Below are 23,206 nucleotides of genomic sequence, written 5' to 3' on the forward strand. Positions count from 1 at the left end.
GAATCTATTCCTCAGATTCTTTTTCTTTTTTGTCATCCTCATCATCACCGTCAGGAATAACAGCACCTACAACAGCTGCTGTACCTTTAACTACACCTTTAGTAGTTTTATAGGCGATACCTACTGGTACGGTTACAAGCTTATATACACAACCTTGTAACATCAATGTACATCCAACTATAGCAATTAACGATGTAATTGTTTTCATACCAGCATCCTTATCCTTTAGATATCACTATACCCTAAGCTTTTTAGAGCACGCTCATCATCAGACCAGCCACCCTTCACTTTTACCCAAAGTGTGAGCATAATTTTTTGCTCAAACATTTTTTCCATGTCTTTACGAGCATCCATACCAATCGTTTTAAGCTTGGCACCTTTTTCACCAATCACAATGGCTTTTTGACCAGCCCGGTCTACAAAAATCGTTGCATCGATATAGGTACAAGCTGGTTTTAAACGACCAGTTTTTTCATTAACAGTTGCTTCTTCCGTTTTGAAAGATTCAATTTGTACTGTTAAATCATAAGGAAGCTCTTCACCCAACTGACGCATGATTTTTTCGCGAATAATTTCACTTGCTAAGAAACGTTCAGAGCGGTCAGTAATCTGATCAAAAGAATACAATGGTGGTTGGTAAGGAAGGTACTTCTCAATCGTTTCACTCAAGTGTTCTAAGTTTGCACCACGCAAAGCAGAAACAGGAACAATCTCAGCAAAATTCATAAGTTTGGCACGTTCTTGAATGAGAGGAAGAATCTCTCTTTTATCTTCAAAAGTGTCAGCCTTATTAATGACCAAAATAACTGGCATTTCAGCGTTCTTGAGTTTTTCAAGCACTAAATCGTCGTTTTGAGTCCACTTATAAGCATCAATAACGAATAAAACTAAGTTAACGTCACGTAATGCAGAATGAGCAGCACGGTTCATCATTTTATTAATAGCACGCACTTCTTTTTTATGCATACCTGGGGTATCTACATATACCGCCTGCATCTTTTCGCGCGAATCAATACCAATAATTTTATGACGTGTTGTTTGAGGTTTACGCGAAGTAATAGAGAGCTTTTGACCCAATAAATGGTTCATGAGGGTAGATTTACCCACATTTGGACGTCCCACAATCGCCACAAATCCGCTCTTAAAATCCGAAGGGATTGTTACGCCTTTGGAACTAAAAAATTGATCAATCAGATTATTAGGATCTTGGTTTTCATTTGAATCTGGATTGATTTGATCAGAATGCATCGACATGCAGGTTATTGCTCCAATAACTTTAAAATTTCCGCCGCTGCTGCCTGCTCGGCAAAACGACGACTTGAACCCTCACCATAAATCTTCGGTAAACCATCTACCACACATTCCACTTTAAAGTGCTGATGAGGTGCATCACCCTGAATATCTACAACCTCGTAAACAGGGAGAGGTTTTTTACGTGCTTGTAGATACTCTTGTAAACGTGATTTCGGATCTTTGAGTTGATCCGTAGGTTCTATATGGTCTAAATAGGGTATGTACCATTTTAGCACAATATCTTTAAGTAAGTTGAGATCACCACTATCAAGATAAATTGCACCAATAATCGCTTCTACCGTATCTGCTAATATTGACTCACGATGATGACCACCAGATTTCAACTCGCCTGTACTTAATATTAAACACCGACTAAGTTGCAAATCGGTTGCAATCTTACCTAATGCTTCTTGGCGAACTAAGGTCGCACGCATACGCGTGAGACGACCTTCATTTTCATTTGGATAGGCATGATATAGATAATTAGCGATTATCATGCCTAATAATGAATCGCCGAGAAACTCTAAGCGCTCGTAATTGTATTTGTGACTCACCGAACGATGAGTCAAAGCTAACTGTAACAATTCAAGCTGCTTAAATTGATATCCGATTCGACTCAGTAAGCGAGGATCACTTAGTTTGAACTGATGTTTTATCAAAACTCTTCTCAAATGTTAAAACTAAATCAATATTAAATAAGAAAGGTTTTCTTACTTCATATTTCTTTTTGACCGTTAGACCTGACTGATTAAACACTTGAGCGATCTCTTTAAAGTGGAGATCACGAATATTGTTCATTTCGAGTCGCTGATCCATTTGTGTTACAAACTTTTGTGGTGTGATCTCAGAAGAGCTTTCTTGTAAAAGCTCTTCTATCTGATTATTAATCAGCCGATCATCCCAATATGCTGGCCAAACTGCAAGTACAGCTTTTACTGCAACTGCAAATATAACCACCCCAAATAAAATTGCTAAATACGAAGTACCCTGTTGTGCCTTACGCATTTCTTTTTTTCCTAATGGTTGTTTTTAATCTATTTTTCCATTTCGGCTAAAGTTAGGAAGGTGTAAGCCCGGTTCTTTATGCATCCACACATAGAATGCTCGTCCTGTTAAGTTTTCTTCAGGAACGAACCCCCAGAAACGACTGTCTGCACTTTGATCTCGGTTATCCCCCATTGCAAAGTAATGTCCTTTTGGTACAGTCACTTCCCAATATAAACCGTCTTGGTTCGCATATTTACCATTTTCAACATAGTTGATAAACGGTGCTTGGCGCGCCACATTTACGCCTTCAAGCTCACGCATCGTAAAGGTATGCTCACCAATCGTCTCTTTATGATAAATAGACGTTGGCGTATCCATCACATCTTTTTCACGACTGAACTGTGTTAATACTTTCGGTACTTTTTGCCCATTAATAATTAATTGCCCATGGTCATAAACAATATGATCGCCAGGTAAACCGATTACACGTTTAATATAGCTAATAGTCGGTTGAGGTGGATAACGAAATACAATTACATCACCACGCTTTGGTTCACCTACATCAATAATTTTCTTATTAACGATAGGTAAACGTACACCATAATCAAATTTATTCACCAGAATAAAATCACCAGTTTCTAAAGTTGGCACCATAGAGTCCGATGGAATATTAAATGGTTCATAAAGAAATGAACGGAGTATAAGTACTACAGCTAAAACCGGCCAAAAGTCATAGGCCCATGTAATGACAAAATTTTCGTTCCCGCGTCCTTTATTTGCACGCTGCTTTAATACAAGTTTATCTAACAACCACACTGCAAATAGAATCAGCGTAACTGGAACAAGAATTAAATTAAAATCAAAATCCACATGACCTCACTCGCAGCCTCGCTGCTTGTATTACAGTGGGGAAAGGAAATTGTTCACTTCCCCCAACCTCATTTCTTATCTTTCTACTTTCAATACAGCCAAGAACGCTTCTTGTGGAATTTCAACACTTCCCACTTGTTTCATACGTTTCTTACCTTCTTTTTGTTTAGAAAGTAGTTTTTTCTTACGCGAAACGTCACCACCATAACATTTTGCCAATACGTTTTTACGCATCGCTTTTACGGTAGAACGGGCAATAATTTGCGCACCGATTGCTGCCTGAATAGCAACATCGAACATTTGGCGAGGAATTAAGTCTTTCATTTTCTCAACCAATGCAATACCACGATGGCGTGCATCATTACGGTGACAAATCATAGCCAAGGCATCAACCTTTTCGCTATTAATTAACACATCAACCTTAACTAAAGCTGAACTTTCAAAACGTACAAAGTTATAGTCTAAAGATGCAAAGCCACGAGAGCATGACTTTAATCTGTCAAAGAAATCCATAACGACTTCAGCCATCGGGATTTCAAATGTAATAGAAACTTGGTTACCCAAGAATTTCATATCTTTTTGTACACCACGACGTTCGATACATAGTGTCATTACATTCCCTAAATATTCTTGAGGAACAAGGATATGACACTCCGCAATTGGTTCACGTAAATCTTCTACAGTCGATCCATCTGGCATTTTTGATGGACTATCGATGTAAATCGTTTCGCCTTTCTTGGTTAATGCTTCATAAATTACAGTAGGTGCAGAACTGATGAGATCAAGATCGTACTCACGTTCTAAACGCTCTTGTACAATTTCCATATGTAGCATACCTAAGAAGCCACAACGGAAACCAAAGCCTAAAGCATCTGAACTTTCTGGTTCAAAGAATAAAGCCGAATCATTAATCTGTAATTTTTGTAATGCTTCACGGAATGGTTCGAAGTCACTTGCATCAATCGGGAAAAGACCAGCATATACTTGTGGTTTAACCTTTTTGAAACCCGGTAAAGTTGCAACGTCTGGTGTAGAAGCAAGAGTAATTGTGTCACCTACTGGCGCACCAAAAATATCTTTAATACCAGCAATAACAAAACCTACTTCACCAGCTTCAAGAATATCTGTTTCAGTATGCTTAGGATTAAATACACCTACAGACGTGACCGGATGAGTTTGTCCTGTCGATTTAACCAACATTTTGTCGCCCTTGCGGATACGACCTTGTTTAATACGAACAAGAGAAACTACGCCTAAGTAGTTATCAAACCATGAGTCGATAATTAATGCTTGTAATGGTGCTTCACGATCACCTTCTGGCGCCGGAATAACATCGACTAAACGCTCGAGTACACCTTCAACACCTAAACCAGTTTTTGCTGAACAGGTTGGTGCATCTGTCGCTTCAATCCCGATAATTTCTTCAATTTCATGAATTACACGTTCAGGTTCAGCCTGTGGTAAATCAATTTTATTTAGAATAGGAAGAACTTCTAGACCTTGTTCAATTGCTGTATAACAGTTTGCAACTGATTGAGCTTCAACGCCTTGTGCTGCATCTACAACCAATAGTGCACCTTCACATGCAGCTAATGAACGAGAAACTTCATAGGAGAAGTCAACGTGCCCAGGCGTATCAATAAAGTTAAGTTGGTATTCCTGACCATTTGGATGGGTGTAATACAGCGTGACAGAAGCGGCTTTAATGGTAATCCCACGTTCACGCTCAAGCTCCATTGAGTCTAAGACTTGGGCTTGCATTTCACGATCTTGTAGACCGCCACACATCTGAATAAAACGGTCAGCCAATGTAGACTTACCATGGTCAATGTGGGCAATAATCGAGAAATTTCGTATATTTTTGATATCGACGGATTTTTTAGCTTGCGCCATGGGTTACCTTGAGAAAATATAGAGTGCTATGTAGCTTGTTTTAATACACAGCCAAAGCGGTTAAATAAATTGCGTGAGATTATAACAGATTGCCGATATGAAAAAGATATAAATTCTTTCTTTTAAAAAAGCTTTTTAAACTTCTCAACATAACAAACTATTTCTCGTTGAAAAGCCTCTAAATCAGAACAGTTTTAACTCGAACTTAATTAGGTTTGCAGATAAATTATTGCCAGTTTCATTAGCTATATCCCCAATTAATTCAAATCCGAGTTTCTGCACGACCTGTTGAGATCTAATGTTCTGTTCAAATATTTCAGCCCAAACATATTTTATTTGTTTTTGGAATAATCTGCTTTGTTTCAAATACTGGATGAGCCCTACAAGAGCCTCTTGCATATATCCCTTACCCCATGCATTAGGATGAAGTTCATAGCCAATAACAACCGCAAAATCATCACCAATTTGTTTGATAGTATTTACACCACATGTTCCCAACATAGTTCCATCTTTTTTAAGACGAATAGCATGCCTAAAACCTAGCTGTTGATTCCATTTTTTATGCATTTTTTCAATTAAAGCCTCAGCTTCTTCCAATAAAGTAAAGGCTTCTAAATCATAAAATTCGAGTACGCTTGAATTTGAAAATAATTCAAAGATAAAATTTTTATCAGCTTCTGTAAGGTCACTTAAGATTAATCGATCTGTTTCTATAGAAAATAAATACTCCAAATTCCAGCCTCTCTTTTTTACTTGCGATCATACGAAACGGTGAAATCATAAGGATTTATACTTGAATCAAGCGGCTTGTATGCATGGGTAAAAGTTGGCGACATCCGTTTTGGACGTCCTGTAGCAATTTCAATACACGCCCATTTGGTATTTCCAACAAATAATACGGCCTGATCTGATGGACGAAAAAACACATACTGGCGGAACGAATAAAGTGCATTAATGTCATCTAACCATGTACGTAATACAATTTGTTCGCCTTCAAACGCAGCTTTACGATATTGCACATGATGCTCAACCGCGACCATTGCATGTTTTAACTCAAGATACTTCGTTACCCCTACTCCCAAAGTTTCAACATGAGCAGCAGCTACATCTTGCATCCATTGAACATACATCACATTATTTACATGTCCCAACGCATCAATGTGATGTGGCTGCACCTGAATATGTAAATCAAAAATACTACTCACAAATGAACACTCTTATTTATTAACCTTAAAACTCAAATAAGTGTAGGTAGATATCGCTAAACGCTCAAGATAAATAACAAAAACCACCCATTTCAGGGTGGTTTATTGATTGGGTTAAGGATTACTGAATACGTAAACCAAGCATTGCGCGCTGTCCCTGACGAATAATAGCAACACGTGCTACGGTATTTTTTGGCAAGTTAGAAACAACTTTTGCAAAATCCTGACTATTTAAAATTTGGTTATTATTGACTTGAGTAATCACATCGCCCGGAATGATATTCGACAATGATGCTAAACCACCACGGCGAACATCTTGTACATAAATACCACCTTTTACGCTCAACGCATTTTTTTCCGGTTCAGCGAGATCACGAATACTCATGCCTAAAACTGGTCCCTTAGATGCAGCACCTTGTACACCAGTAGCAGGTGTTTCATCTGGCGCAGTCGTTAAGGTTGCTGAAATATTACGTGTTTTATCATCACGTAACACTTCAAACTGAACGGTTTGATTTGGCTGTACTTTGTTTAATGCATAGAGTAAATCACTCGTACGGAGTACAGGTGCACCATTTAATTTTAAAATGACATCTCCAGCTCTTAGCCCTGCTTTTTGTGCAGGTGAGTTCGGAGAAATTTGAGTAATTAAAGCACCTTCAGGTTTTGGTAATTTGTAGGCATCAGCAAGGTTTCGGTCAATATCTTGCATCATCACCCCTAGATAAGAGCGTGTGACTTTACCTTTTGTTTTAAGCTGGTCGGCAACATCCATTGCTACATCAATCGGAATAGAGAAAGACAAGCCCATATAACCGCCGGTACCGCTAAATATTCGAGAATTTACCCCGACCACTTCACCATTTTGATTAAATAATGGACCACCAGAGTTACCTGGGTTTAAAGCCACATCAGTTTGAATAAACGGCACCGAAGTTTCACCGCTCATGTTTCGTGATTTTGCACTGACAATACCGGCCGAAGCTGAGTAATCAAAACCAAACGGCGAACCAATAGCTAGAACCGGTTCTCCGACACGTAAGCGATCAACATTTCCTACTCGTAAAGCTGGATAGTTAGTTCCATTGACCTTTAACAAAGCAACGTCTGTACGCTCATCACTACCCACTACGGTTGCATCAATTTCACGGCGGTCATTTAGAGTGATGCTGATACGAGAAGCATTTTCAATCACATGGTGGTTTGTGAGTAAATAGCCATCTTTACTAATGAAGAATGCACTTCCGTAAGCTGTCTTTTCTTGTGGACCTCGTTGCTGTGGAATGATGACCTGATTGCCAAAGAAACGTTTTAAAATTTCAGGAACTTGCTGCTGCAACAGTTCATCCTGAGTCATTTTTTTTACGACGTTCACACTCACAACTGCTGGACTAACTTGTTCAACGAGGTTTGAAAAATCAACAGCAGCATTTGCTTGAACAGCAGCAACTGTAAATACCGCTGCATACATTCCTTGTTGTAAATAGCGAGATTTCATTCGGTGCTCACCCACAATTTGGTCTACGAGAATAAGAATAAAACTTTTGTATCACAACGCTTTGCGGTTGTGCGTAACAATATGTTTATTTGTAATACATCATCACAAGGATTATTTTACGCATTGCAACTTTTTAAGCCAATTGCAATTTTTCTCTGAGTTAGAGCGCTTAAGCTCTTGCCTTTTTAGGTAAAAAGGGGTGTCATTAGCGGACGTTTTAAATTGATGCGAATGGACATGCCTAATTTACAGACAATTCACCACTTTGACGTGATTATTGTGGGCAGCGGCGGCGCTGGTTTAAGTCTGGCTTTATCGTTACCAAATCATTTTAATATTGCAGTTTTAGCCAAAGCTGCTCTAACCGAAGCAAGTACCTTTTATGCTCAAGGTGGCGTTGCTGCTGTTCTTGATGAGACTGACTCTATTCAACAGCACATTAATGACACTATGATTGCAGGCGCTCATTTATGTGAAATGGACGCAGTACAACATACCGTAGAAGGTGGCCGCCCTTCTGTTGATTTTCTTTTAAAACAAGGCGTTCAATTTACCCTAGATGAGGATGAGCAACTTCACTTAACTCGCGAAGGTGGTCACTCGCAGCGCCGCATTATCCATTCTGCTGATGCAACAGGCAAAGCCATTTCAACCACTTTGGTTGAGCGTGCCAAAGAACGTAAAAATATTACTATTTTTGAAAATTATATTGCGATTGATTTAATCACCTCGCATAAATTAGGCCATACCGACCAAGCGAATCGCGCTATTGGTTTATATGCATTAGATGAAAATACTGAAAAGGTTCATACCTTCCTTGCACCATTCACCGCGCTAGCTTGCGGCGGTGCGATGAAAGCTTATCTGTACACATCTAATCCAGATATTGCCACAGGTGATGGTATTGCAATGGCTTTCCGTGCAGGTTGCCGCGTTGCCAATATGGAATTTAATCAGTTCCACCCAACTTGTCTCTATCATCCTCAAGCACGCTCATTTTTAATTACCGAAGCTATGCGTGGTGAAGGTGCTTATTTGCGCTTACCTGATGGCGAACGTTTTATGTTGCGTTTTGACGATCGTGCAGAACTAGCTCCTCGCGATATTGTGGCACGTACAATTGACCACGAAATTAAACGTCTCGGTATTCGTCACGTGTGGTTAGACATTACCCACAAATCACCCGAGTTTATTAAAGAGCACTTCCCTACACTTTATGCACGATTGCTTGAGTTAGGTATCGACATTACCAAAGATATGATTCCGGTGGTTCCGGCCGCCCACTATACATGTGGTGGTGTTGTGGTTGACTCAAATAGCCAGACGGATATTGAAGGTCTCTATGCAATTGGTGAAACATCTTATACAGGCTTACATGGTGCAAACCGTATGGCAAGTAACTCATTACTTGAGTGCTTCGTTTACGGTATGAGTGCGGCAAAAGACATCGAAAATAAATTTGATGAAAACTTCAAATTACCTGAAGTACCAACTTGGGATGACTCACAAGTAACCAACCCTGATGAAGATGTTGTGATTTTACAAAACTGGGATGAGTTACGTTCAACCATGTGGAACTATGTTGGTATTGTCAGAACCACAAAACGTTTAGAACGTGCTTTACACCGTATTGAAATGTTAAAGCGTGAAATCACTGAATATTATCAAGACTACCGTGTTAGCAAAAACCTGATTGAGCTGCGTAACCTTGTTTTAGTATCTGAAATGATTGTTCGCTGTGCTATGCAACGTAAAGAATCACGTGGTCTACATTACACGCTCGATTATCCGGAAACTTCGAACGAGATTCGTAAAACGGTTTTAACTCCTCCAAATTTTGCAGTAGAACAGCCATTAGTTAATACTGACATTTAAGCTGTCCTTCTACAAAAAAGCACAGCCAGGGCTGTGCTTTTTATTTGGTTTAATATTTATGCTCTAGGTGGAATTGAATAAGTCGCAGTCACATGCGCCACAGGTTCATCCAGACCGACCGAATAAATCCAGACCTCTCCGACAACCAAGCTCTTTCCGACTTTCATGAGTTTACATTCACTACGTAAGTCTTGATCACCTGCAGGTTTTCTTAAAAAATTAATATTAAAGTTGGTCGTCACAGCTAAACCAACAATACCGATCTCACCTAATATCGCAATATATAAAGCAAAATCAGCCAAAGTCATCATGGTTGGGCCAGATATGGTGCCACCAGGACGCTGATGCCTTTGATCGACATGATAGTAAACAACTGCAGCTTTGGGAGTGACTGATTCAATTGTGCAATGTTCAAGACTTGGTGGAAATTCCTTTTCAAGAAATGCCACGATTTCTTCTTTTGAACTTTTCATCCTTGTTATTCTTCAATCTATAAATCATATGTAAGATAGCATAAGAAAATAACAGATATTTTCTATGACGATTTAAATCAGAATTAACATCATTTTTCACCACTCCCATATTTTTATAAGAGTGGTTCATCCAATTGCTTACCGTAAATATTGCAAAGCCTGCTTAAACACCTGATCAGGACTTTGGGTTGCATCTATTCGCTTAATCCGTTCCGGTTCAGCTTTCCATAAGGTTTCATAACCTTCACGAACCTTAGTAAAGAAGCTTAACTTTTCTTGTTCAAAACGGTCTAAAGCTCCGCGTTCACGTGCACGGTTCATACCAAGTTCAATCGGTGCATCTAACCAGAAAGTCACCTCCGGCATGCGTGAAACGAAGTTCTGATTTAAAAGCTGTAATTTATCTTGGCTTAAACCGCGACCAGAACATTGATAAGCAAAACTCGCATCGGTAAAGCGATCACTTAATACAATTTTGTTAGCTTCTAAAGCAGGCAAAATAACCTGTTGTAAGTGTTGAGCACGTGCTGCATAAATGAGTAATAACTCAGTATCATGACTCATATTTTCATCATGATTCACAGCCAAAAGCATCGAACGAATTTGTTCAGCTAACGGTGTACCCCCCGGCTCTCGAGTTAAAACAACTTGTTTGCCTTGCTCTTCAAAATGCTGATGAATTTTTCGAATGAGTGTAGTTTTACCTACCCCTTCCGTGCCTTCAAAGCTGATAAACATCTCTTTTCCTTATTTCTTCGATCTCAACACGGATAAATAATCCTGCACAGCTTGATTATGTGCTTGCAAGCTTGCCGTAAATTTATGTCCACCATTACCAGTCGCAACAAAATAGATGTTATTTGAATCATCTGGATGTAATGCTGCTTCAATTGCCTTTTGGCTTGGCAAAGCAATTGGCGTTGGCGGTAAGCCATTAATAGTATAAGTATTATATGGTGTTGAAGTACGGAGGTCTTCTCGGGTAATGTTGCCTTTATAGTTATTACCCATTCCATAAATAACAGTTGGATCTGTTTGTAAACGCATACCAATTTTTAAACGGCGGACAAAAACTCCAGAAACTTGTGTAAGTTCACTGTCTAAACTCGTTTCTTTCTCAACAATAGAAGCCATAATTAATGCTTCATATTTATCTTTATACGGTAAATTCGGCGCGCGATTTGCCCAAGCTGTATCTAGAGCTTTTATTTGACGATGATATAAATCGGTAAGAATTTTCTTGTCAGTCTCGCCTTTGGCAAAGAAATAAGTATTCGGCGCGAACAAGCCCTCTGGATGATCGTAAGGAATCCCAAGCGCTTTCATAAGCTGATCATTAGGTAAATCCAATATTGTATTTTTTACATTTTTATCATTTTTTAATGCAGTAATAAGCTGCTTAAAAGTTGTACCTTCAATCACCAAAACACGGTTCATCTGAGCATTATCAGCATCAGACAACATCTCTAACACTTGTCTTACGCTCATCCCTTGTTCAATTTCATACACACCAGCTTTCATGCTGTCATGAATCATAAACTTCTGATAAAGCTTCAATACGATAGGAAAGCTAACTTTGTCCTCTTTTGCCAAACGATCAATAAAACCAGAATAAGTTTCCCCAGATGTAATAGATAACATCTGTTTTTTTCCTTCAATAGGATAAGCCTTAAACAAACTTGACCATAAAATGGCAAACGTAAAGATTAAAACAATAAAAAGGCCAATTAGAACCAATCGCTTAGAAAATTTTGGAGCTTGTTTTTTGTTATTTTTCTTGGCGTTTTTTGCTTTCGCATTCACAGGTGGCTTAGGCATATTAATGAATCTGATTTAAGTTAAGGATATGAAATAAATCTATGCATGCCTGTGTATCTAGCGTTTTCTCGCCTAAATGAGTAACCACTCGCATAGGGTTTAAAGCATTACAAAAGAATAGACTTTGTATTTCAGATACTTCATCTAATTCAATCACACGTACTTCACAGGCAATACCATGGTGTTGCATACGCGCCAGAATTTCTGCCCGCATTACACCGTGGACGCCATTATAACGAAGTTCAGGAGTAATCCATCTATCATTTAAACGAATAAAACAATTACTACTGACCCCTTCAACAATATAACCTTGTACATCAGTAACTAATGCTTCAGCCCACCCGAGTTGATCTGCTTCTTTTTTTAGCAATACTTGTTCAAGGCGGTTTAAAGATTTAAGCCCAACTAAGCTCGGCATGGTTAAACCTAGGGCCTGATTTAAAACACCACACTGGATAGAGTCAGGCACAACTGGCTCTAAAGCTTTTGGATAAAACCAGATATAAATATCGGCCTCATGTTTTGGTAAACTATAACCGCGGTCGCCTTCCCCACGACTAATCACAATTTTTAAAGTGCCATTGAGTACGAGGTTCTGCTTTTGCAGCTGCTGTAAACTCAGTTCAATTAATTCAAAATTTACAGTCAAAGACAGTTTTTGACATGCAAGTTTTAGACGTTGCCAGTGCCTTTCTTTAAGCTCAATTTGGTTTTGAAAAACACGAATTGTGGTAAAGCATCCATCTCCATAATGAAAGGCTCGATCTAATAAAGGAATAGTCTCAACGGGTTGCCCATTTTTAAAACACCACATGTTTGTTCCATCCTTTGCTAAAAGTCGCACAACAATACAACACCTTTCATTTAAATAATAAATGATTGATTTTAAAAAATTATACCGATTTCGTATCTACTTTTGAAACTTGTTATATATCAAGATTTAAGAATAGTTTATCTCTTATTATTATTTCTATTTTTTTCATATTAAATTCGTTTTTTATTATTTTTTTAGAATAAAGACTAGCGCTATTCTGCGTTCATGTTTTGAACATTTCATATTTTTTGAGGACTTATCTCATGCGTTTTTCTCAATTAAAAGTCGGGGTTATCGCTGCACTTCTTTCTGTTTCGTCATTTGCAGCCCAAGAATTTTTAAACGTTTCTTACGATCCTACTCGTGAGCTATATACAGATTTCAACAAACAGTTCGGTACTTACTGGAAACAACGTACTGGTCAAGATATTGAGTTTAAGCAATCACACGGCGGTTCTGGTAAACAGGCTCGTGCGGTTATCGATGGCTTAAATGCAGATGTGGTGACATTAGCACTTGCAGCAGATATTGATGAAATTGCTGAAAAAGCAAAACTACTTCCAACTAACTGGCAGAAAAAACTGCCACAGAACTCAACGCCATATACATCAACCATTGTGTTTTTGGTGCGTAAAGGCAACCCAAAGCAAATTAAAGACTGGGCTGATTTAATCAAACCAGGCGTAGAAATCATTACACCAAATCCAAAAACCTCTGGTGGTGCTCGTTGGAACTATCTTGCAGCTTGGGCTTGGGCAAAACATCAACCAGGTGGCAATGACGCGAAAGCACAAGAATACGTTCGCCAAATTTATAAACATACTAAAGTTTTAGATTCTGGTGCTCGCGGTGCGACGACTACTTTCGCTGAGCGTGGCATTGGTGATGTATTACTGGCTTGGGAAAATGAAGCTCATTTAGCTATTCGTGAACAGCCGGGCAAATTTGAAATTATTACTCCGTCTCTTTCGATCTTAGCTGAACCTCCAGTTGCAATTGTGGAGAAGAATGCAGCTAAAAAAGGCAACTTAACCATTGCTAAAGGTTATCTCAACTATTTGTACTCACCTGCTGGTCAAGAAATTGCAGCACGTAACTTCTACCGTCCTCGTAACGCAGCTGTTCTTAAAAAATACAGCAATGTATTTAAGCCATTGAAGCTTGTAACAATCGATAAAGAATTTGGTGGTTGGACAAAAGTACAAAAACAACACTTTGATAATGGTGGTGTTTTCGATCAAATCGTGAAAATCAATAGTGCAGAGAAGTAATTCTTTGCGCTAAAGGTAAGGAGAACAGACATGATTCACACTGTAATTGTTCCGGGTGTAGGTGGCAGTGAACATCAGCATTGGCAATCTTGGTTGCAGCGTCAACTCGTGTCTAGTTCTCGTGTTGAGCAAAAAAACTGGGATAGACCTGTATTAAGCGAATGGGTTGAGCAATTCGTTAAAACAGTTCACGCAGCTCAAGCTCCTGTTCAAATTGTTGCACATAGTTTCGGATGCTTAACGAGTGTAGCTGCTTTAGCTGAGCATCCAGAATTAAAAAGCCAAGTTAAGAAACTAATTTTAGTCGCTCCAGCGAATCCAGCACGCTTTGGGGAAGCAGGGTTTGCTCGCCATAGCTTGACCGACTACAAAGATTATTTTCATCAATTAAAAATTGATGTGCCTGCAACGCTACTCATTAGTGAAAATGATCCATGGCTCGGCTTTTTTGATGCATTACAACTTGCGAAATCATGGAAATTAAATCCCGTTAATCTTGGAGAAGTGGGCCATATTAATGTTGCCTCAGGTTTTGGGCCATTTCCAGATTTGCTGAATTATTTGATTCCAGAAGATTCGATGTGTAATCACTCATCTATCGACCCGGTAAAAACACATTTCTCTTTGAAATTTGCTTAATACCAATCTTTATACCGCACTGTTTATCTTTATTTATTCGCTTACTGGTTTCAGAAGGCTTTTCTCTTTGAGGAAATATCATGTCGCAGCGATCCCGAGTGCTGCCTGGGTTTGGTCTATCTTTGGGCTTCACCCTCGCCTACGTTTCTTTTATTGTGCTTATTCCATTAGCCGCAGTCTTTATCAAATCATTTGGAATCGGATGGGACGGGCTATGGGAAATTTTAACCTCAGAGCGCATCTTAAAATCGCTTCAACTCAGCTTTAGTTCAGCTTTAATTGCAGCGTTTATTAATGTCGTTTTCGGATTACTTTTGGCTTGGTGCCTTGTTCGTTATAACTTCCCTGGAAAACGTTTAGTTGATGCTCTAGTTGACTTACCTTTTGCGCTTCCAACTGCAGTTGCAGGTATTGCACTGACTTCGCTCTATGCTCCTACTGGTTGGTTAGGTCAATATCTGGAACCACTTGGTATTCAGGTTGCCTATACACCTATCGGGATTACGCTAGCATTAGTCTTCATTGGTATTCCATTTATTGTTCGAACCGTTCAGCCGGTACTCAGCGATATTGAAACCGAACTTGAGGAAGCAGCTTCAGCACTTGGTGCAAATCGCTGGCAGACGATTACTAAAATTATTTTACCAATATTACTACCTGCTCTATTTACAGGCTTTGCTTTAGCGTTTGCTCGCGGCGTGGGTGAGTATGGTTCTGTTATTTTTATTGCAGGTAACCAACCTTTTAAAACGGAAATTGCACCGCTGATGATCATTTCTCGTCTTGAAGAATATGATTATGCAGGCGCAACGACCATTGCAGCAGTCATGTTAGTTCTCTCTTTTATCATCCTATTTGTCATTAACTTACTTCAAGCATGGGCAAACCGTCGTACAGGGAGAAACATCACATGAATTTACATACCGACAGTAATGCACTTGCCTTGAAGTTACAGTCTCGTGATGCAACACGTGAGCCAACTTGGGTACGTTATACCCTCATTACAATCGCACTGATTTTTTTCGTAAGTTGCCTCATATTGCCACTCATTCTGGTTTTCGTAGAAGCATTTAAACAGGGACTTGAAGTCTATGTTCAGGCTTTGATTGATCCAGATACGTTATCAGCAGTGAAATTAACATTACTCACCGCAGCAATTGCAGTTCCAATTAACGTGATATTTGGTGTTGCTGCAGCTTGGGCTGTTTCTAAATTCCAATTTAGAGGCAAGGCTATTTTAACCACCATTATTGACATGCCTTTTTCGGTTTCACCCGTTATTGCAGGTTTAATGATTGTTCTAATTTTTGGTGCTCAAGGTTGGTTCGGCGGCTGGTTAATGGATCATGACATCAAGATTTTATATGCCGTACCTGCAATTGTTTTAGCAACCATTTTTATTACGGTTCCATTTGTGGCACGTGAGTTAATTCCACTCATGGAAGCTCAGGGAACAGAGGAAGAAGAAGCAGCAATTGTACTCGGTGCATCAGGTTGGCAAACCTTTTGGAAGGTCACACTCCCTAACATTAAATGGGGTCTGATTTACGGCGTGATTTTGTGTAATGCCCGTGCCATGGGTGAGTTTGGCGCAGTATCAGTGGTTTCTGGTCATATCCGTGGTGAAACCAATACCCTGCCACTTCATGTCGAAATTTTATATAACGAGTACACCTTTAGCGCAGCCTTTGCCGTGTCCTCACTGCTTGCCTTCTTAGCTCTTTTAACACTGATTTTAAAAACTTGGTTAGAGCTACATCAAGATAAACCAGAACCACATTCAACTGATTCGTAAGGAATGAAATCATGAGTATTCAAGTTAAAAATATTGAAAAACACTTTGGTGCATTCCATGCGCTTAAAAATATTTCCCTAGATTTTCCAGAAGGTGAACTGGTTGCGCTACTCGGGCCATCTGGATGCGGTAAAACAACGCTACTCCGTATTATTGCAGGTCTAGAATCAGCCGATGGTGGTCAAGTGCTACTTGAAGGCGAAGATGCAACCAATGTACATGTGCGTGAGCGTCAAGTTGGTTTTGTATTCCAGCATTATGCTTTATTCCGCCATATGACCGTATTTGACAATATTGCCTTTGGTTTACGTGTTCGACCTCGTGCAACCCGTCCTTCGGAAGCTGAAATTAAAAAACGTGTCACTCGTTTACTTGATCTAGTCCAACTGGGCTTTTTAGCAGACCGCTACCCTGCTCAGCTTTCAGGCGGACAACGTCAGCGTATTGCTTTAGCACGGGCTTTGGCAGTAGAACCTCGTGTTTTACTACTCGATGAACCATTTGGTGCGCTAGATGCTAAAGTCCGTAAAGAGTTACGCCGCTGGTTACGCAACTTACATGATGAATTGCATATCACTTCAATTTTCGTAACTCACGATCAGGAAGAAGCACTTGAGGTTGCAGACCAGATTATTGTCATGAATAAAGGCAATGTTGAGCAGATCGGTTCACCTCGTGAAGTTTATGAAAAACCTGCAACGCCATTTGTGTTTGATTTCTTGGGTCAGGCAAATCGATTTGAAGGTGAACATACGGAAGGTATCATTCGTATCGGTAATGACCGTATTCAATTACCAACAACCGTTGAAGCGCCTCAAGGAAAAGTAATTGCTTTTGCCCGCCCAGATGAGTTACATATTCACTCGCAACCGCAAGCGAATACCATTGAAGCGACTTTTGTACGTGAAATCTGGATTGCCGGAAAAGTAGTGGCCGAATTACAAGACCGTAATGGACGTTTAATTGAAATTGCTCTGAGCAGTGAAGCTGCAAAATTACATGCATTTAAACCTAATCAAACTGTTTGGGTGAGCGCATCTCAATTGCACTTATTTGCAGACCAAGTTGCTTAAGAAATATATTTGGTGAGGAAATATCTTGCGGATCTTTAGACGCTCCTCACCTCTTTTGAGGAAAAGTGTAAATGAACTTTCAACAATTAAGAATTATCCGAGAAACAGTACGCCAAAACTTTAACTTGACGGAAGCATCGGCTGCACTCTACACATCTCAATCAGGTGTAAGTAAGCACATTAAAGATTTAGAAGATGAATTAGGTGTTCAACTTTTCGTTCGTAAAGGTAAACGCCTTTTAGGTTTAACAGAACCAGGCCAATCACTTCTTAGCATTGTTGAACGCATGTTAGTTGATGCTGAAAATATTAAAAGACTTGCCGAAGATTTTAATAAGGTTGACGAAGGAACATTAACGATCGCAACTACGCATACTCAAGCGCGTTATGTATTGCCTCCAATCGTTAATCAATTTAAGAAATTATTCCCAAAAGTACATTTAATTTTACAACAAGCTAGCCCTGTCGAAATTTCAGAAATGCTTTTACAAGGTGAAGCTGATATTGGAATTGCAACCGAGTCTTTAACAACTGAAGAAAATCTGGCTAGTATTCCTTACTACCAATGGCAACACAGTATTATTACCCCGCAAAATCATCCTTTAGTGCAGGCGGATAAAATCACTCTAGAACTTTTAGCAGAATATCCACTCATTACTTATCATGGTGGTTTTACAGGTCGATCTAAAATTGATAAAGCCTTTGAAGAGGCTCATCTAGATGCAGATATCGTAATGTCAGCTCTTGATGCCGATGTTATCAAAACCTATGTGGAACTTGGCATGGGTGTGGGTATTGTCAATGACGTGGCTTATGATACAGAACGTGATTATCGTTTAAAACAAACCAAAACTGATATTTTTGGTGTTAATACAACGTGGATTGCGGTTCGCAAAGGCCATCTTTTACGCGGCTATGGTTACGAGTTTATTTCTTTATGCTCACCTGATGCGGATATTAAAGCACTTAAGAAAATTGCTTACCCAGATGAATAAAAATTCAAATAAATAAAAGGGCTTTTTAGCTCTTTTATTTATTTTATTAGGTACAAAAAAACGAGCCGTAGCTCGTTTTTTCTTTTGTAATCTTACCAGTAGAAGTTCACACCAACCTTACCAACTGGTAACCATTTGTATTTATCGTCATTACGAATTTCATTTTCTTCCTTATCTACTGCATCTTGAGCAGACGTTGGGTTACCATTCACAGGAGCAAGATTATATTGAGTTAACTGAACTTTTGGATTACCTGTATAGTAAGCACCTACTTCACCAAATACACCCCAATTTTTATTAAATTTCGGTGCAAAACCAAAACCTACATAAGGGGCGATATTATTTTCATAATTCATCTTACCTCTTACACCACCTTCTTGGCCAGCAACTGCTTGTTGATAGTTTTTACCATCAATTGATAATGTTTCGCCATTACCAATACGTTTAGCTAAGTCATAATCATTATCTAAATAAGCAGCACCCGCAGCTACATATAAGCCTTGAGCCCATGGATTAGAACTAGCGCCCCAAGGACGTATTTCAGCATTTAGATAAATATTATTGTTATCCATATCTAGGTCATATTTAGTACCATTTACAGAGACGTCATCTGTCCACGAAATGTCACCGCCGTTATAACCCAGAGCCAAACCTACATATGGGTTGGCTTGCCATAATAAAGCACCACCGTAACCAGTTGTACCTACCTCAGCACGCACCCCTACAGGAAGTAATTGTTTTTGGTCAAATGCATAGCTGTCATGAACAACGGCTTCATCTGCCATTGCAGCACCAGCAGCAAATAAAGCTGTTGTTGTTACTAAAACACGTAATGCTTTCATAGTTTTCTCCTTAAAAAGGCGCTGTTTTTAATTTATTCATCTTGTGACTGAAATAATAATAAAGACAACTTAGATTCTTTTTTATACAAAAAATGCTAGATTTCTGTTATTTTTTGATACAAATTGAGTTAAATTTTTATTTTCAAATCATTTTTGTGTAAAAAACACTTGATTATCTAATAAGCTTATTTCGATTTATCTCATTTATATCATCAATTAAACGTAACACGTTTTTTGAAAGATTCTTGTCACAAATTAGTGTAAAATCTTTAAAATTTTTTATGGAAGGAAGATCATGTCTCAGCTTTCTACAATCATTGAGCAAGCATTTGAAGACCGCGCAAATTTTACTGCAGCAGATTGTTCAAGCGAAATTCGCCAAGCTGTTGAAGAAGCAATTGCTGGTTTAGATAACGGTACACTTCGAGTTGCTGAAAAAATCAATGGTGAATGGGTTGTTCATCAATGGTTAAAAAAAGCTGTTTTATTATCATTTAAACTTAATGACAATAAACCAATCGAGTCATGTGATCTTCGTTTCTATGACAAAGTTGAAACTAAATTCTCTGGTTGGACTGAAGAGCAATTTAAAGCTGCAGGTGTTCGTGTTGTTCCTCCTGCTGTGGCACGTCGTGGTAGCTTCCAAGCTAAAAACGTGGTGTTAATGCCATCTTATGTCAACATTGGCGCTTATGTAGATGAAGGCACAATGGTGGATACATGGGCAACTGTAGGTTCATGTGCTCAAATCGGTAAAAATGTTCACCTGTCTGGTGGTGTAGGTATTGGTGGTGTTTTAGAACCATTACAAGCTAACCCAACCATTATTGAAGACAACTGCTTTATCGGTGCACGTTCAGAAATCGTTGAAGGCGTAATTGTTGAAGAAGGCTCAGTAATTTCTATGGGCGTTTTCATTGGTCAATCAACTAAAATTTATGACCGTGAAACTGGTGAAATCCATTATGGTCGTGTACCAGCAGGTTCAGTTGTAGTTTCAGGCAGCTTGCCATCTAAATGTGGTACTTATAGCTTATACGCTGCAATTATCGTGAAAAAAGTTGATGCGCAAACACGCTCAAAAACAAGCTTGAACGATTTGTTACGCGCTGACTAATTTGTTATAACTCTCTTGCGGAGCTTTAATCGCTCCTCATCTCTACGATCAAACTGATCGTAGAGATTTTATTTTTTATATAGTGTGGTATTTCTAGAATGGCTTCCTTACGTTCCTCTGCAATTCCTGTCTCAGACCCTGCGTCCGGTTTACGCATTACCGAGATTTTTTACTCGTTGCAGGGTGAAGCAAATGCCTCTGGCCTACCGACTGTATTTATTCGTCTAACAGGCTGTCCATTACGTTGTAGTTATTGCGATACCACCTATTCCTTTGAGGGTGGCGAACGTTTTTCACTTGAACATATCATTGAAACAGCTACACAATTTCAAACACCTTATATTTGTGTGACAGGTGGTGAACCTCTTGCTCAGCCAAACTGTTTGATTTTATTACAACGTTTATGTGAGGCAGGCTTTGACGTCTCTTTAGAAACCAGTGGCGCTCTTGATGTATCAAGAGTGGATCCCCGTGTTTCAAAAGTCCTCGATTTAAAGACTCCAACTTCTGGTGAAGAACATCGTAATCTCATCAGTAATCTTGACCATTTAACACAACGTGACCAAATCAAATTTGTGATTTGTAATCGTGAAGACTATGAATGGTCAAAGCAACAAGTTGAAAAATATCAACTGCAAACCAAAGTCAGTACCGTTTGGTTCTCCCCTGCCTTTGCGGTTGAAAAAGGTGCTGTAGGCCTGCCACGTCTAGCACGTGATCTGGCACAGTGGATACTTGATGATAAATTACCTGTTCGTTTCCAGCTTCAGTTACATAAACTGCTTTGGAACGATGAATCAGGTCGTTAATCACTCAATAAAATAAATCATTCCGAATATGGAGAAAAATATGCGCTCTCGTGCCATTGTTTTACTTTCAGGCGGCTTAGACTCAACCACTTGCCTAGCTTGGGCACAAGCGCGCTATGAATGTATTGCTATTAGTTTTATGTATGGCCAACGCTCAACCACTGAACTTGATGCTGCAAAAGCATTAGCTCAGCGTTCAGGTGTTGAACATCGTGTAATTAATATTGATCTAGCAAATTTAGGCGGATCAGCACTTACAGATCACAACATTGCAGTACCAGAACAGTTACAAGAAGGTATTCCTGTAACTTATGTACCAGCGCGTAACACTATTTTCCTCTCATATGCTCTAGCAGCAGCCGAAGTATTTAATGCTGAAGCTATTGTTATTGGTATCAATGCCGTTGATTATTCAGGATATCCTGATTGTCGCCCTGAATTTATTGATGCTTTTGCGAATATGGCCCGTTTAGCAACTAAAGCTGGCGTAGAAGGAAAACCACTTAAGTTTGAAACACCCCTGTTACATTTATCCAAAGCGAATATCATACGTTTAGGGATTGAACATGGCGTAGACTATAGTCAAACGGTATCTTGCTACCAAGCAGATGCTCAAGGACGTGCGTGTGGTAAATGTGACAGTTGCCGTTTGCGTAAAGAAGGCTTTATCGATGCTGGTGTTACCGATCCAACACGCTATATACCGTAATAAGTAGGTAAAATTTATGAAGTTGTTAAAATCAAATCTTATTCTTTCATCTTTATTCTCAGCAGCTGCACTTATGGCTGGTTCAGCTCAAGCAGCCGAAAACCCAGTTCAAGCGGCATATAAAAGCACTAACGTTAAAGGTGCATTAGTTAACGTTTGTAAAGAACAAACTGCTAAAGGCGGCAAGTTAAGTTCATCTGAAGTTAGCAAATTCTGTAGCTGCCAAGTTGAAGCACAAGGTAAAGTGACTGAAGCACAAAAATGGGAAATCCAAAGCGCAATCAATGCGAAGAAAAGCCCAAGTTCTCTAGGATTTGTACAACAACAAAACCGTGATCTTAAAGCATGTTTCGGTCCTCAGTTAACAACTAAGCTTGAAAAGTTAACTGAAGAAGCTATGAAAGCAGCTCAACAACAAGCTCCTAAAAAATAAGCTTTTGTTACTCCAAATTAAGCCTGCATTTATGCAGGCTTTTTTATAGTTCTGTTAAAGAGCTTGAGAACCGTGGTATTGATCCATGTGGTGAGGGCGGTGAATTTCATGCGACCGTGATTGATGGGCCAATTTTTAACAAAGCAATTCCTGTAAGAAAACTCAATATTGTTTATCATGAGGAATACGCTTTTTTACCACTTGAATTAGATCAAATTTAACTTTTAAAGGATAAGAAATGTCTGAGAATATTCAACTGCCAAATCAGGTGTTCCCTACTACACACGGCGAAGTGAACTTGGCCGAAGTCGAAAATGAATGGTTAATCATTTACTTCTATCCTAAAGACTCAACACCAGGCTGTACAACACAAGCAGTTGGTTTTTCTTGTTTGAAAGATCAATTTGAAGCTTTAGGTGCCCGTATTTTCGGTATTTCACGTGACTCGGTAAAAGCCCATCAAAATTTTACAGAGAAGCAAGCACTTACTATTGATCTGATCAGTGATAAAGAAGAAACTCTTTGTCATCACTTTGATGTGATTAAAGAAAAGAATATGTATGGGAAAAAAGTAATGGGGATTGAACGTTCTACTTTTATTTTCCATAACAAAACTTTAGTTAAAAGCTATCGCAAAGTTAAAGCAGCTGGGCATGCAGAGCAAGTTCTAGAAGACTTAAAAGCCCTACAAACAGCTTAATAAACTTAAGAAACAAAAAGCGGGCATAATGCTCGTTTTTTTGTATATCAACAAATTACTTACTCCTTTACTTTGGCGTATGATAAAGACATTAGAA

Annotated in this window: 26 protein-coding genes and 1 pseudogene; 13 read left to right on the forward strand and 14 right to left on the reverse strand. The window is 39.1% G+C overall.

From position 1 onward, the window contains the following. Positions 1–4 precede the first annotated feature (4 nt). The 9 genes from RMA94_RS18845 to RMA94_RS18885 form a co-directional block, all read right to left on the reverse strand. Positions 5–208, reverse strand: a complete 204-nt coding sequence (locus RMA94_RS18845) for an NF038104 family lipoprotein (RefSeq protein WP_005067833.1) — start codon at positions 206–208, stop codon at positions 5–7. Between the two features lie 17 nt (positions 209–225). Beyond that, positions 226–1,248, reverse strand: a complete 1,023-nt coding sequence (era, locus tag RMA94_RS18850) for a GTPase Era (protein ID WP_079381034.1) — start codon at positions 1,246–1,248, stop codon at positions 226–228. Between the two features lie 11 nt (positions 1,249–1,259). Then, positions 1,260–1,952 (reverse strand): ribonuclease III, encoded by a 693-nt coding sequence (rnc, locus tag RMA94_RS18855; protein WP_005067830.1) that lies wholly within the window; start codon positions 1,950–1,952, stop codon positions 1,260–1,262. Continuing rightward, positions 1,924–2,298: a DUF4845 domain-containing protein gene (locus RMA94_RS18860; RefSeq protein ID WP_032055219.1), complete on the reverse strand. Its 375-nt coding sequence runs from the start codon at positions 2,296–2,298 to the stop codon at positions 1,924–1,926. Before RMA94_RS18860 ends, rnc begins: the two co-directional genes overlap by 29 nt. 24 nt (positions 2,299–2,322) lie before the next feature. Beyond that, positions 2,323–3,150 (reverse strand): signal peptidase I, encoded by an 828-nt coding sequence (gene lepB / locus RMA94_RS18865; RefSeq protein WP_130173523.1) that lies wholly within the window; start codon positions 3,148–3,150, stop codon positions 2,323–2,325. A 75-nt stretch (positions 3,151–3,225) separates the two neighbouring features. Then, positions 3,226–5,043, reverse strand: a complete 1,818-nt coding sequence (lepA, locus tag RMA94_RS18870; RefSeq protein WP_002118606.1) for a translation elongation factor 4 — start codon at positions 5,041–5,043, stop codon at positions 3,226–3,228. A gap of 183 nt (positions 5,044–5,226) precedes the next feature. Beyond that, complete coding sequence (locus RMA94_RS18875; protein WP_130173525.1) at positions 5,227–5,775, reverse strand: GNAT family N-acetyltransferase; 549 nt, start codon at positions 5,773–5,775, stop codon at positions 5,227–5,229. Between the two features lie 17 nt (positions 5,776–5,792). Then, positions 5,793–6,248 carry a thioesterase family protein gene (locus RMA94_RS18880; protein ID WP_086265445.1) on the reverse strand — a complete coding sequence of 152 codons (456 nt, stop codon included), beginning with the start codon at positions 6,246–6,248 and terminating at the stop codon, positions 5,793–5,795. Between the two features lie 121 nt (positions 6,249–6,369). Next, positions 6,370–7,746 (reverse strand): Do family serine endopeptidase, encoded by a 1,377-nt coding sequence (locus RMA94_RS18885; RefSeq protein ID WP_039759589.1) that lies wholly within the window; start codon positions 7,744–7,746, stop codon positions 6,370–6,372. Between the two features lie 231 nt (positions 7,747–7,977). Between RMA94_RS18885 and nadB the strand changes: the two genes are divergently transcribed. After that, positions 7,978–9,621 (forward strand): L-aspartate oxidase, encoded by a 1,644-nt coding sequence (nadB, locus tag RMA94_RS18890; RefSeq protein ID WP_199975778.1) that lies wholly within the window; start codon positions 7,978–7,980, stop codon positions 9,619–9,621. A gap of 56 nt (positions 9,622–9,677) precedes the next feature. Here the strand turns inward: nadB and RMA94_RS18895 are convergent, their stop codons facing one another. The 4 genes from RMA94_RS18895 to pabC all read right to left on the reverse strand — a co-directional run bounded on the left by RMA94_RS18895 (position 9,678) and on the right by pabC (position 12,726). Then, positions 9,678–10,094, reverse strand: a complete 417-nt coding sequence (locus RMA94_RS18895; RefSeq protein ID WP_000842533.1) for a PaaI family thioesterase — start codon at positions 10,092–10,094, stop codon at positions 9,678–9,680. A 138-nt stretch (positions 10,095–10,232) separates the two neighbouring features. Then, positions 10,233–10,832 (reverse strand): dTMP kinase, encoded by a 600-nt coding sequence (gene tmk / locus RMA94_RS18900; RefSeq protein ID WP_182917855.1) that lies wholly within the window; start codon positions 10,830–10,832, stop codon positions 10,233–10,235. Positions 10,833–10,841: 9 nt separating this feature from the next. Next, positions 10,842–11,912: an endolytic transglycosylase MltG gene (gene mltG, locus RMA94_RS18905; RefSeq protein ID WP_311083994.1), complete on the reverse strand. Its 1,071-nt coding sequence runs from the start codon at positions 11,910–11,912 to the stop codon at positions 10,842–10,844. 1 nt (position 11,913) lies between these two features. Continuing rightward, a complete protein-coding gene (pabC, locus tag RMA94_RS18910) occupies positions 11,914–12,726 on the reverse strand; it encodes an aminodeoxychorismate lyase (RefSeq protein WP_182917853.1) in 813 nt (270 codons plus the stop codon). Positions 12,727–12,989: 263 nt separating this feature from the next. Between pabC and RMA94_RS18915 the strand changes: the two genes are divergently transcribed. From RMA94_RS18915 to RMA94_RS18940, 6 genes are all read left to right on the forward strand, one after another. Next, entirely contained in the window at positions 12,990–13,997 is a 1,008-nt protein-coding gene (locus RMA94_RS18915) for a sulfate ABC transporter substrate-binding protein (protein WP_001212602.1), read from the forward strand. A 30-nt stretch (positions 13,998–14,027) separates the two neighbouring features. After that, a complete protein-coding gene (locus RMA94_RS18920; protein WP_311083995.1) occupies positions 14,028–14,636 on the forward strand; it encodes an alpha/beta hydrolase in 609 nt (202 codons plus the stop codon). Positions 14,637–14,716: 80 nt separating this feature from the next. Next, the gene (gene cysT, locus RMA94_RS18925; protein WP_005073131.1) at positions 14,717–15,550 is read left to right on the forward strand and encodes a sulfate ABC transporter permease subunit CysT; all 834 of its coding nucleotides are present in this window, start codon (positions 14,717–14,719) and stop codon (positions 15,548–15,550) included. Next, positions 15,547–16,431, forward strand: a complete 885-nt coding sequence (gene cysW, locus RMA94_RS18930; RefSeq protein ID WP_032006997.1) for a sulfate ABC transporter permease subunit CysW — start codon at positions 15,547–15,549, stop codon at positions 16,429–16,431. The genes cysT and cysW overlap by 4 nt, the downstream gene beginning before the upstream one ends. Positions 16,432–16,442: 11 nt before the next feature. Next, positions 16,443–17,504, forward strand: a complete 1,062-nt coding sequence (locus RMA94_RS18935) for a sulfate/molybdate ABC transporter ATP-binding protein (RefSeq protein ID WP_016140278.1) — start codon at positions 16,443–16,445, stop codon at positions 17,502–17,504. Positions 17,505–17,575: 71 nt separating this feature from the next. Then, positions 17,576–18,499 (forward strand): CysB family HTH-type transcriptional regulator, encoded by a 924-nt coding sequence (locus RMA94_RS18940; protein WP_002118601.1) that lies wholly within the window; start codon positions 17,576–17,578, stop codon positions 18,497–18,499. A gap of 92 nt (positions 18,500–18,591) precedes the next feature. Here the strand turns inward: RMA94_RS18940 and carO are convergent, their stop codons facing one another. Then, positions 18,592–19,341, reverse strand: a complete 750-nt coding sequence (carO, locus tag RMA94_RS18945; RefSeq protein WP_014207379.1) for an ornithine uptake porin CarO type 1 — start codon at positions 19,339–19,341, stop codon at positions 18,592–18,594. Between the two features lie 295 nt (positions 19,342–19,636). Here carO and dapD point away from each other — a divergent pair, with 295 nt between their 5' ends. The 6 genes and pseudogenes from dapD (at position 19,637) to RMA94_RS18975 (ending at position 23,109) form a co-directional block, all read left to right on the forward strand. After that, positions 19,637–20,458: a 2,3,4,5-tetrahydropyridine-2,6-dicarboxylate N-succinyltransferase gene (gene dapD / locus RMA94_RS18950; RefSeq protein ID WP_002118664.1), complete on the forward strand. Its 822-nt coding sequence runs from the start codon at positions 19,637–19,639 to the stop codon at positions 20,456–20,458. A 98-nt stretch (positions 20,459–20,556) separates the two neighbouring features. Further along, entirely contained in the window at positions 20,557–21,267 is a 711-nt protein-coding gene (queE, locus tag RMA94_RS18955) for a 7-carboxy-7-deazaguanine synthase QueE (protein ID WP_311083996.1), read from the forward strand. A gap of 40 nt (positions 21,268–21,307) precedes the next feature. After that, the gene (gene queC, locus RMA94_RS18960; protein ID WP_002118843.1) at positions 21,308–21,976 is read left to right on the forward strand and encodes a 7-cyano-7-deazaguanine synthase QueC; all 669 of its coding nucleotides are present in this window, start codon (positions 21,308–21,310) and stop codon (positions 21,974–21,976) included. A gap of 16 nt (positions 21,977–21,992) precedes the next feature. Then, the gene (locus RMA94_RS18965) at positions 21,993–22,409 is read left to right on the forward strand and encodes a hypothetical protein (protein WP_057106513.1); all 417 of its coding nucleotides are present in this window, start codon (positions 21,993–21,995) and stop codon (positions 22,407–22,409) included. Between the two features lie 53 nt (positions 22,410–22,462). Beyond that, positions 22,463–22,630, forward strand: a pseudogene (locus RMA94_RS18970) (ATPase); the annotation flags it as partial. A 17-nt stretch (positions 22,631–22,647) separates the two neighbouring features. After that, the gene (locus RMA94_RS18975; protein ID WP_017480568.1) at positions 22,648–23,109 is read left to right on the forward strand and encodes a peroxiredoxin; all 462 of its coding nucleotides are present in this window, start codon (positions 22,648–22,650) and stop codon (positions 23,107–23,109) included. The last annotated feature ends 97 nt before the right edge of the window (positions 23,110–23,206 follow it).

Source organism: Acinetobacter sp. V115_6, from assembly GCF_031799025.1.
In the GTDB taxonomy this organism is placed as follows: Bacteria; Pseudomonadota; Gammaproteobacteria; order Pseudomonadales; family Moraxellaceae; genus Acinetobacter; species Acinetobacter pittii.

Bases quoted from the DNA above. Each gene is read 5' to 3' on its own strand.
- RMA94_RS18975 (WP_017480568.1), top strand. From the start codon at position 22,648: ATGTCTGAGAATATTCAACTGCCAAATCAGGTGTTCCCTACTACACAC.
- tmk (WP_182917855.1), bottom strand. From the start codon at position 10,832: ATGTTTATCAGCTTTGAAGGCACGGAAGGGGTAGGTAAAACTACACTC.
- RMA94_RS18860 (WP_032055219.1), bottom strand. From the start codon at position 2,298: ATGCGTAAGGCACAACAGGGTACTTCGTATTTAGCAATTTTATTTGGG.
- dapD (WP_002118664.1), top strand. From the start codon at position 19,637: ATGTCTCAGCTTTCTACAATCATTGAGCAAGCATTTGAAGACCGCGCA.
- RMA94_RS18920 (WP_311083995.1), top strand. From the start codon at position 14,028: ATGATTCACACTGTAATTGTTCCGGGTGTAGGTGGCAGTGAACATCAG.
- lepA (WP_002118606.1), bottom strand. From the start codon at position 5,043: ATGGCGCAAGCTAAAAAATCCGTCGATATCAAAAATATACGAAATTTC.
- RMA94_RS18915 (WP_001212602.1), top strand. From the start codon at position 12,990: ATGCGTTTTTCTCAATTAAAAGTCGGGGTTATCGCTGCACTTCTTTCT.
- pabC (WP_182917853.1), bottom strand. From the start codon at position 12,726: ATGTGGTGTTTTAAAAATGGGCAACCCGTTGAGACTATTCCTTTATTA.
- RMA94_RS18895 (WP_000842533.1), bottom strand. From the start codon at position 10,094: ATGAAAAGTTCAAAAGAAGAAATCGTGGCATTTCTTGAAAAGGAATTT.
- era (WP_079381034.1), bottom strand. From the start codon at position 1,248: ATGCATTCTGATCAAATCAATCCAGATTCAAATGAAAACCAAGATCCT.
- RMA94_RS18885 (WP_039759589.1), bottom strand. From the start codon at position 7,746: ATGAAATCTCGCTATTTACAACAAGGAATGTATGCAGCGGTATTTACA.
- nadB (WP_199975778.1), top strand. From the start codon at position 7,978: ATGGACATGCCTAATTTACAGACAATTCACCACTTTGACGTGATTATT.
- queC (WP_002118843.1), top strand. From the start codon at position 21,308: ATGCGCTCTCGTGCCATTGTTTTACTTTCAGGCGGCTTAGACTCAACC.
- RMA94_RS18845 (WP_005067833.1), bottom strand. From the start codon at position 208: ATGAAAACAATTACATCGTTAATTGCTATAGTTGGATGTACATTGATG.
- RMA94_RS18935 (WP_016140278.1), top strand. From the start codon at position 16,443: ATGAGTATTCAAGTTAAAAATATTGAAAAACACTTTGGTGCATTCCAT.
- RMA94_RS18965 (WP_057106513.1), top strand. From the start codon at position 21,993: ATGAAGTTGTTAAAATCAAATCTTATTCTTTCATCTTTATTCTCAGCA.
- RMA94_RS18940 (WP_002118601.1), top strand. From the start codon at position 17,576: ATGAACTTTCAACAATTAAGAATTATCCGAGAAACAGTACGCCAAAAC.
- queE (WP_311083996.1), top strand. From the start codon at position 20,557: ATGGCTTCCTTACGTTCCTCTGCAATTCCTGTCTCAGACCCTGCGTCC.
- cysW (WP_032006997.1), top strand. From the start codon at position 15,547: ATGAATTTACATACCGACAGTAATGCACTTGCCTTGAAGTTACAGTCT.
- carO (WP_014207379.1), bottom strand. From the start codon at position 19,341: ATGAAAGCATTACGTGTTTTAGTAACAACAACAGCTTTATTTGCTGCT.
- cysT (WP_005073131.1), top strand. From the start codon at position 14,717: ATGTCGCAGCGATCCCGAGTGCTGCCTGGGTTTGGTCTATCTTTGGGC.
- mltG (WP_311083994.1), bottom strand. From the start codon at position 11,912: ATGCCTAAGCCACCTGTGAATGCGAAAGCAAAAAACGCCAAGAAAAAT.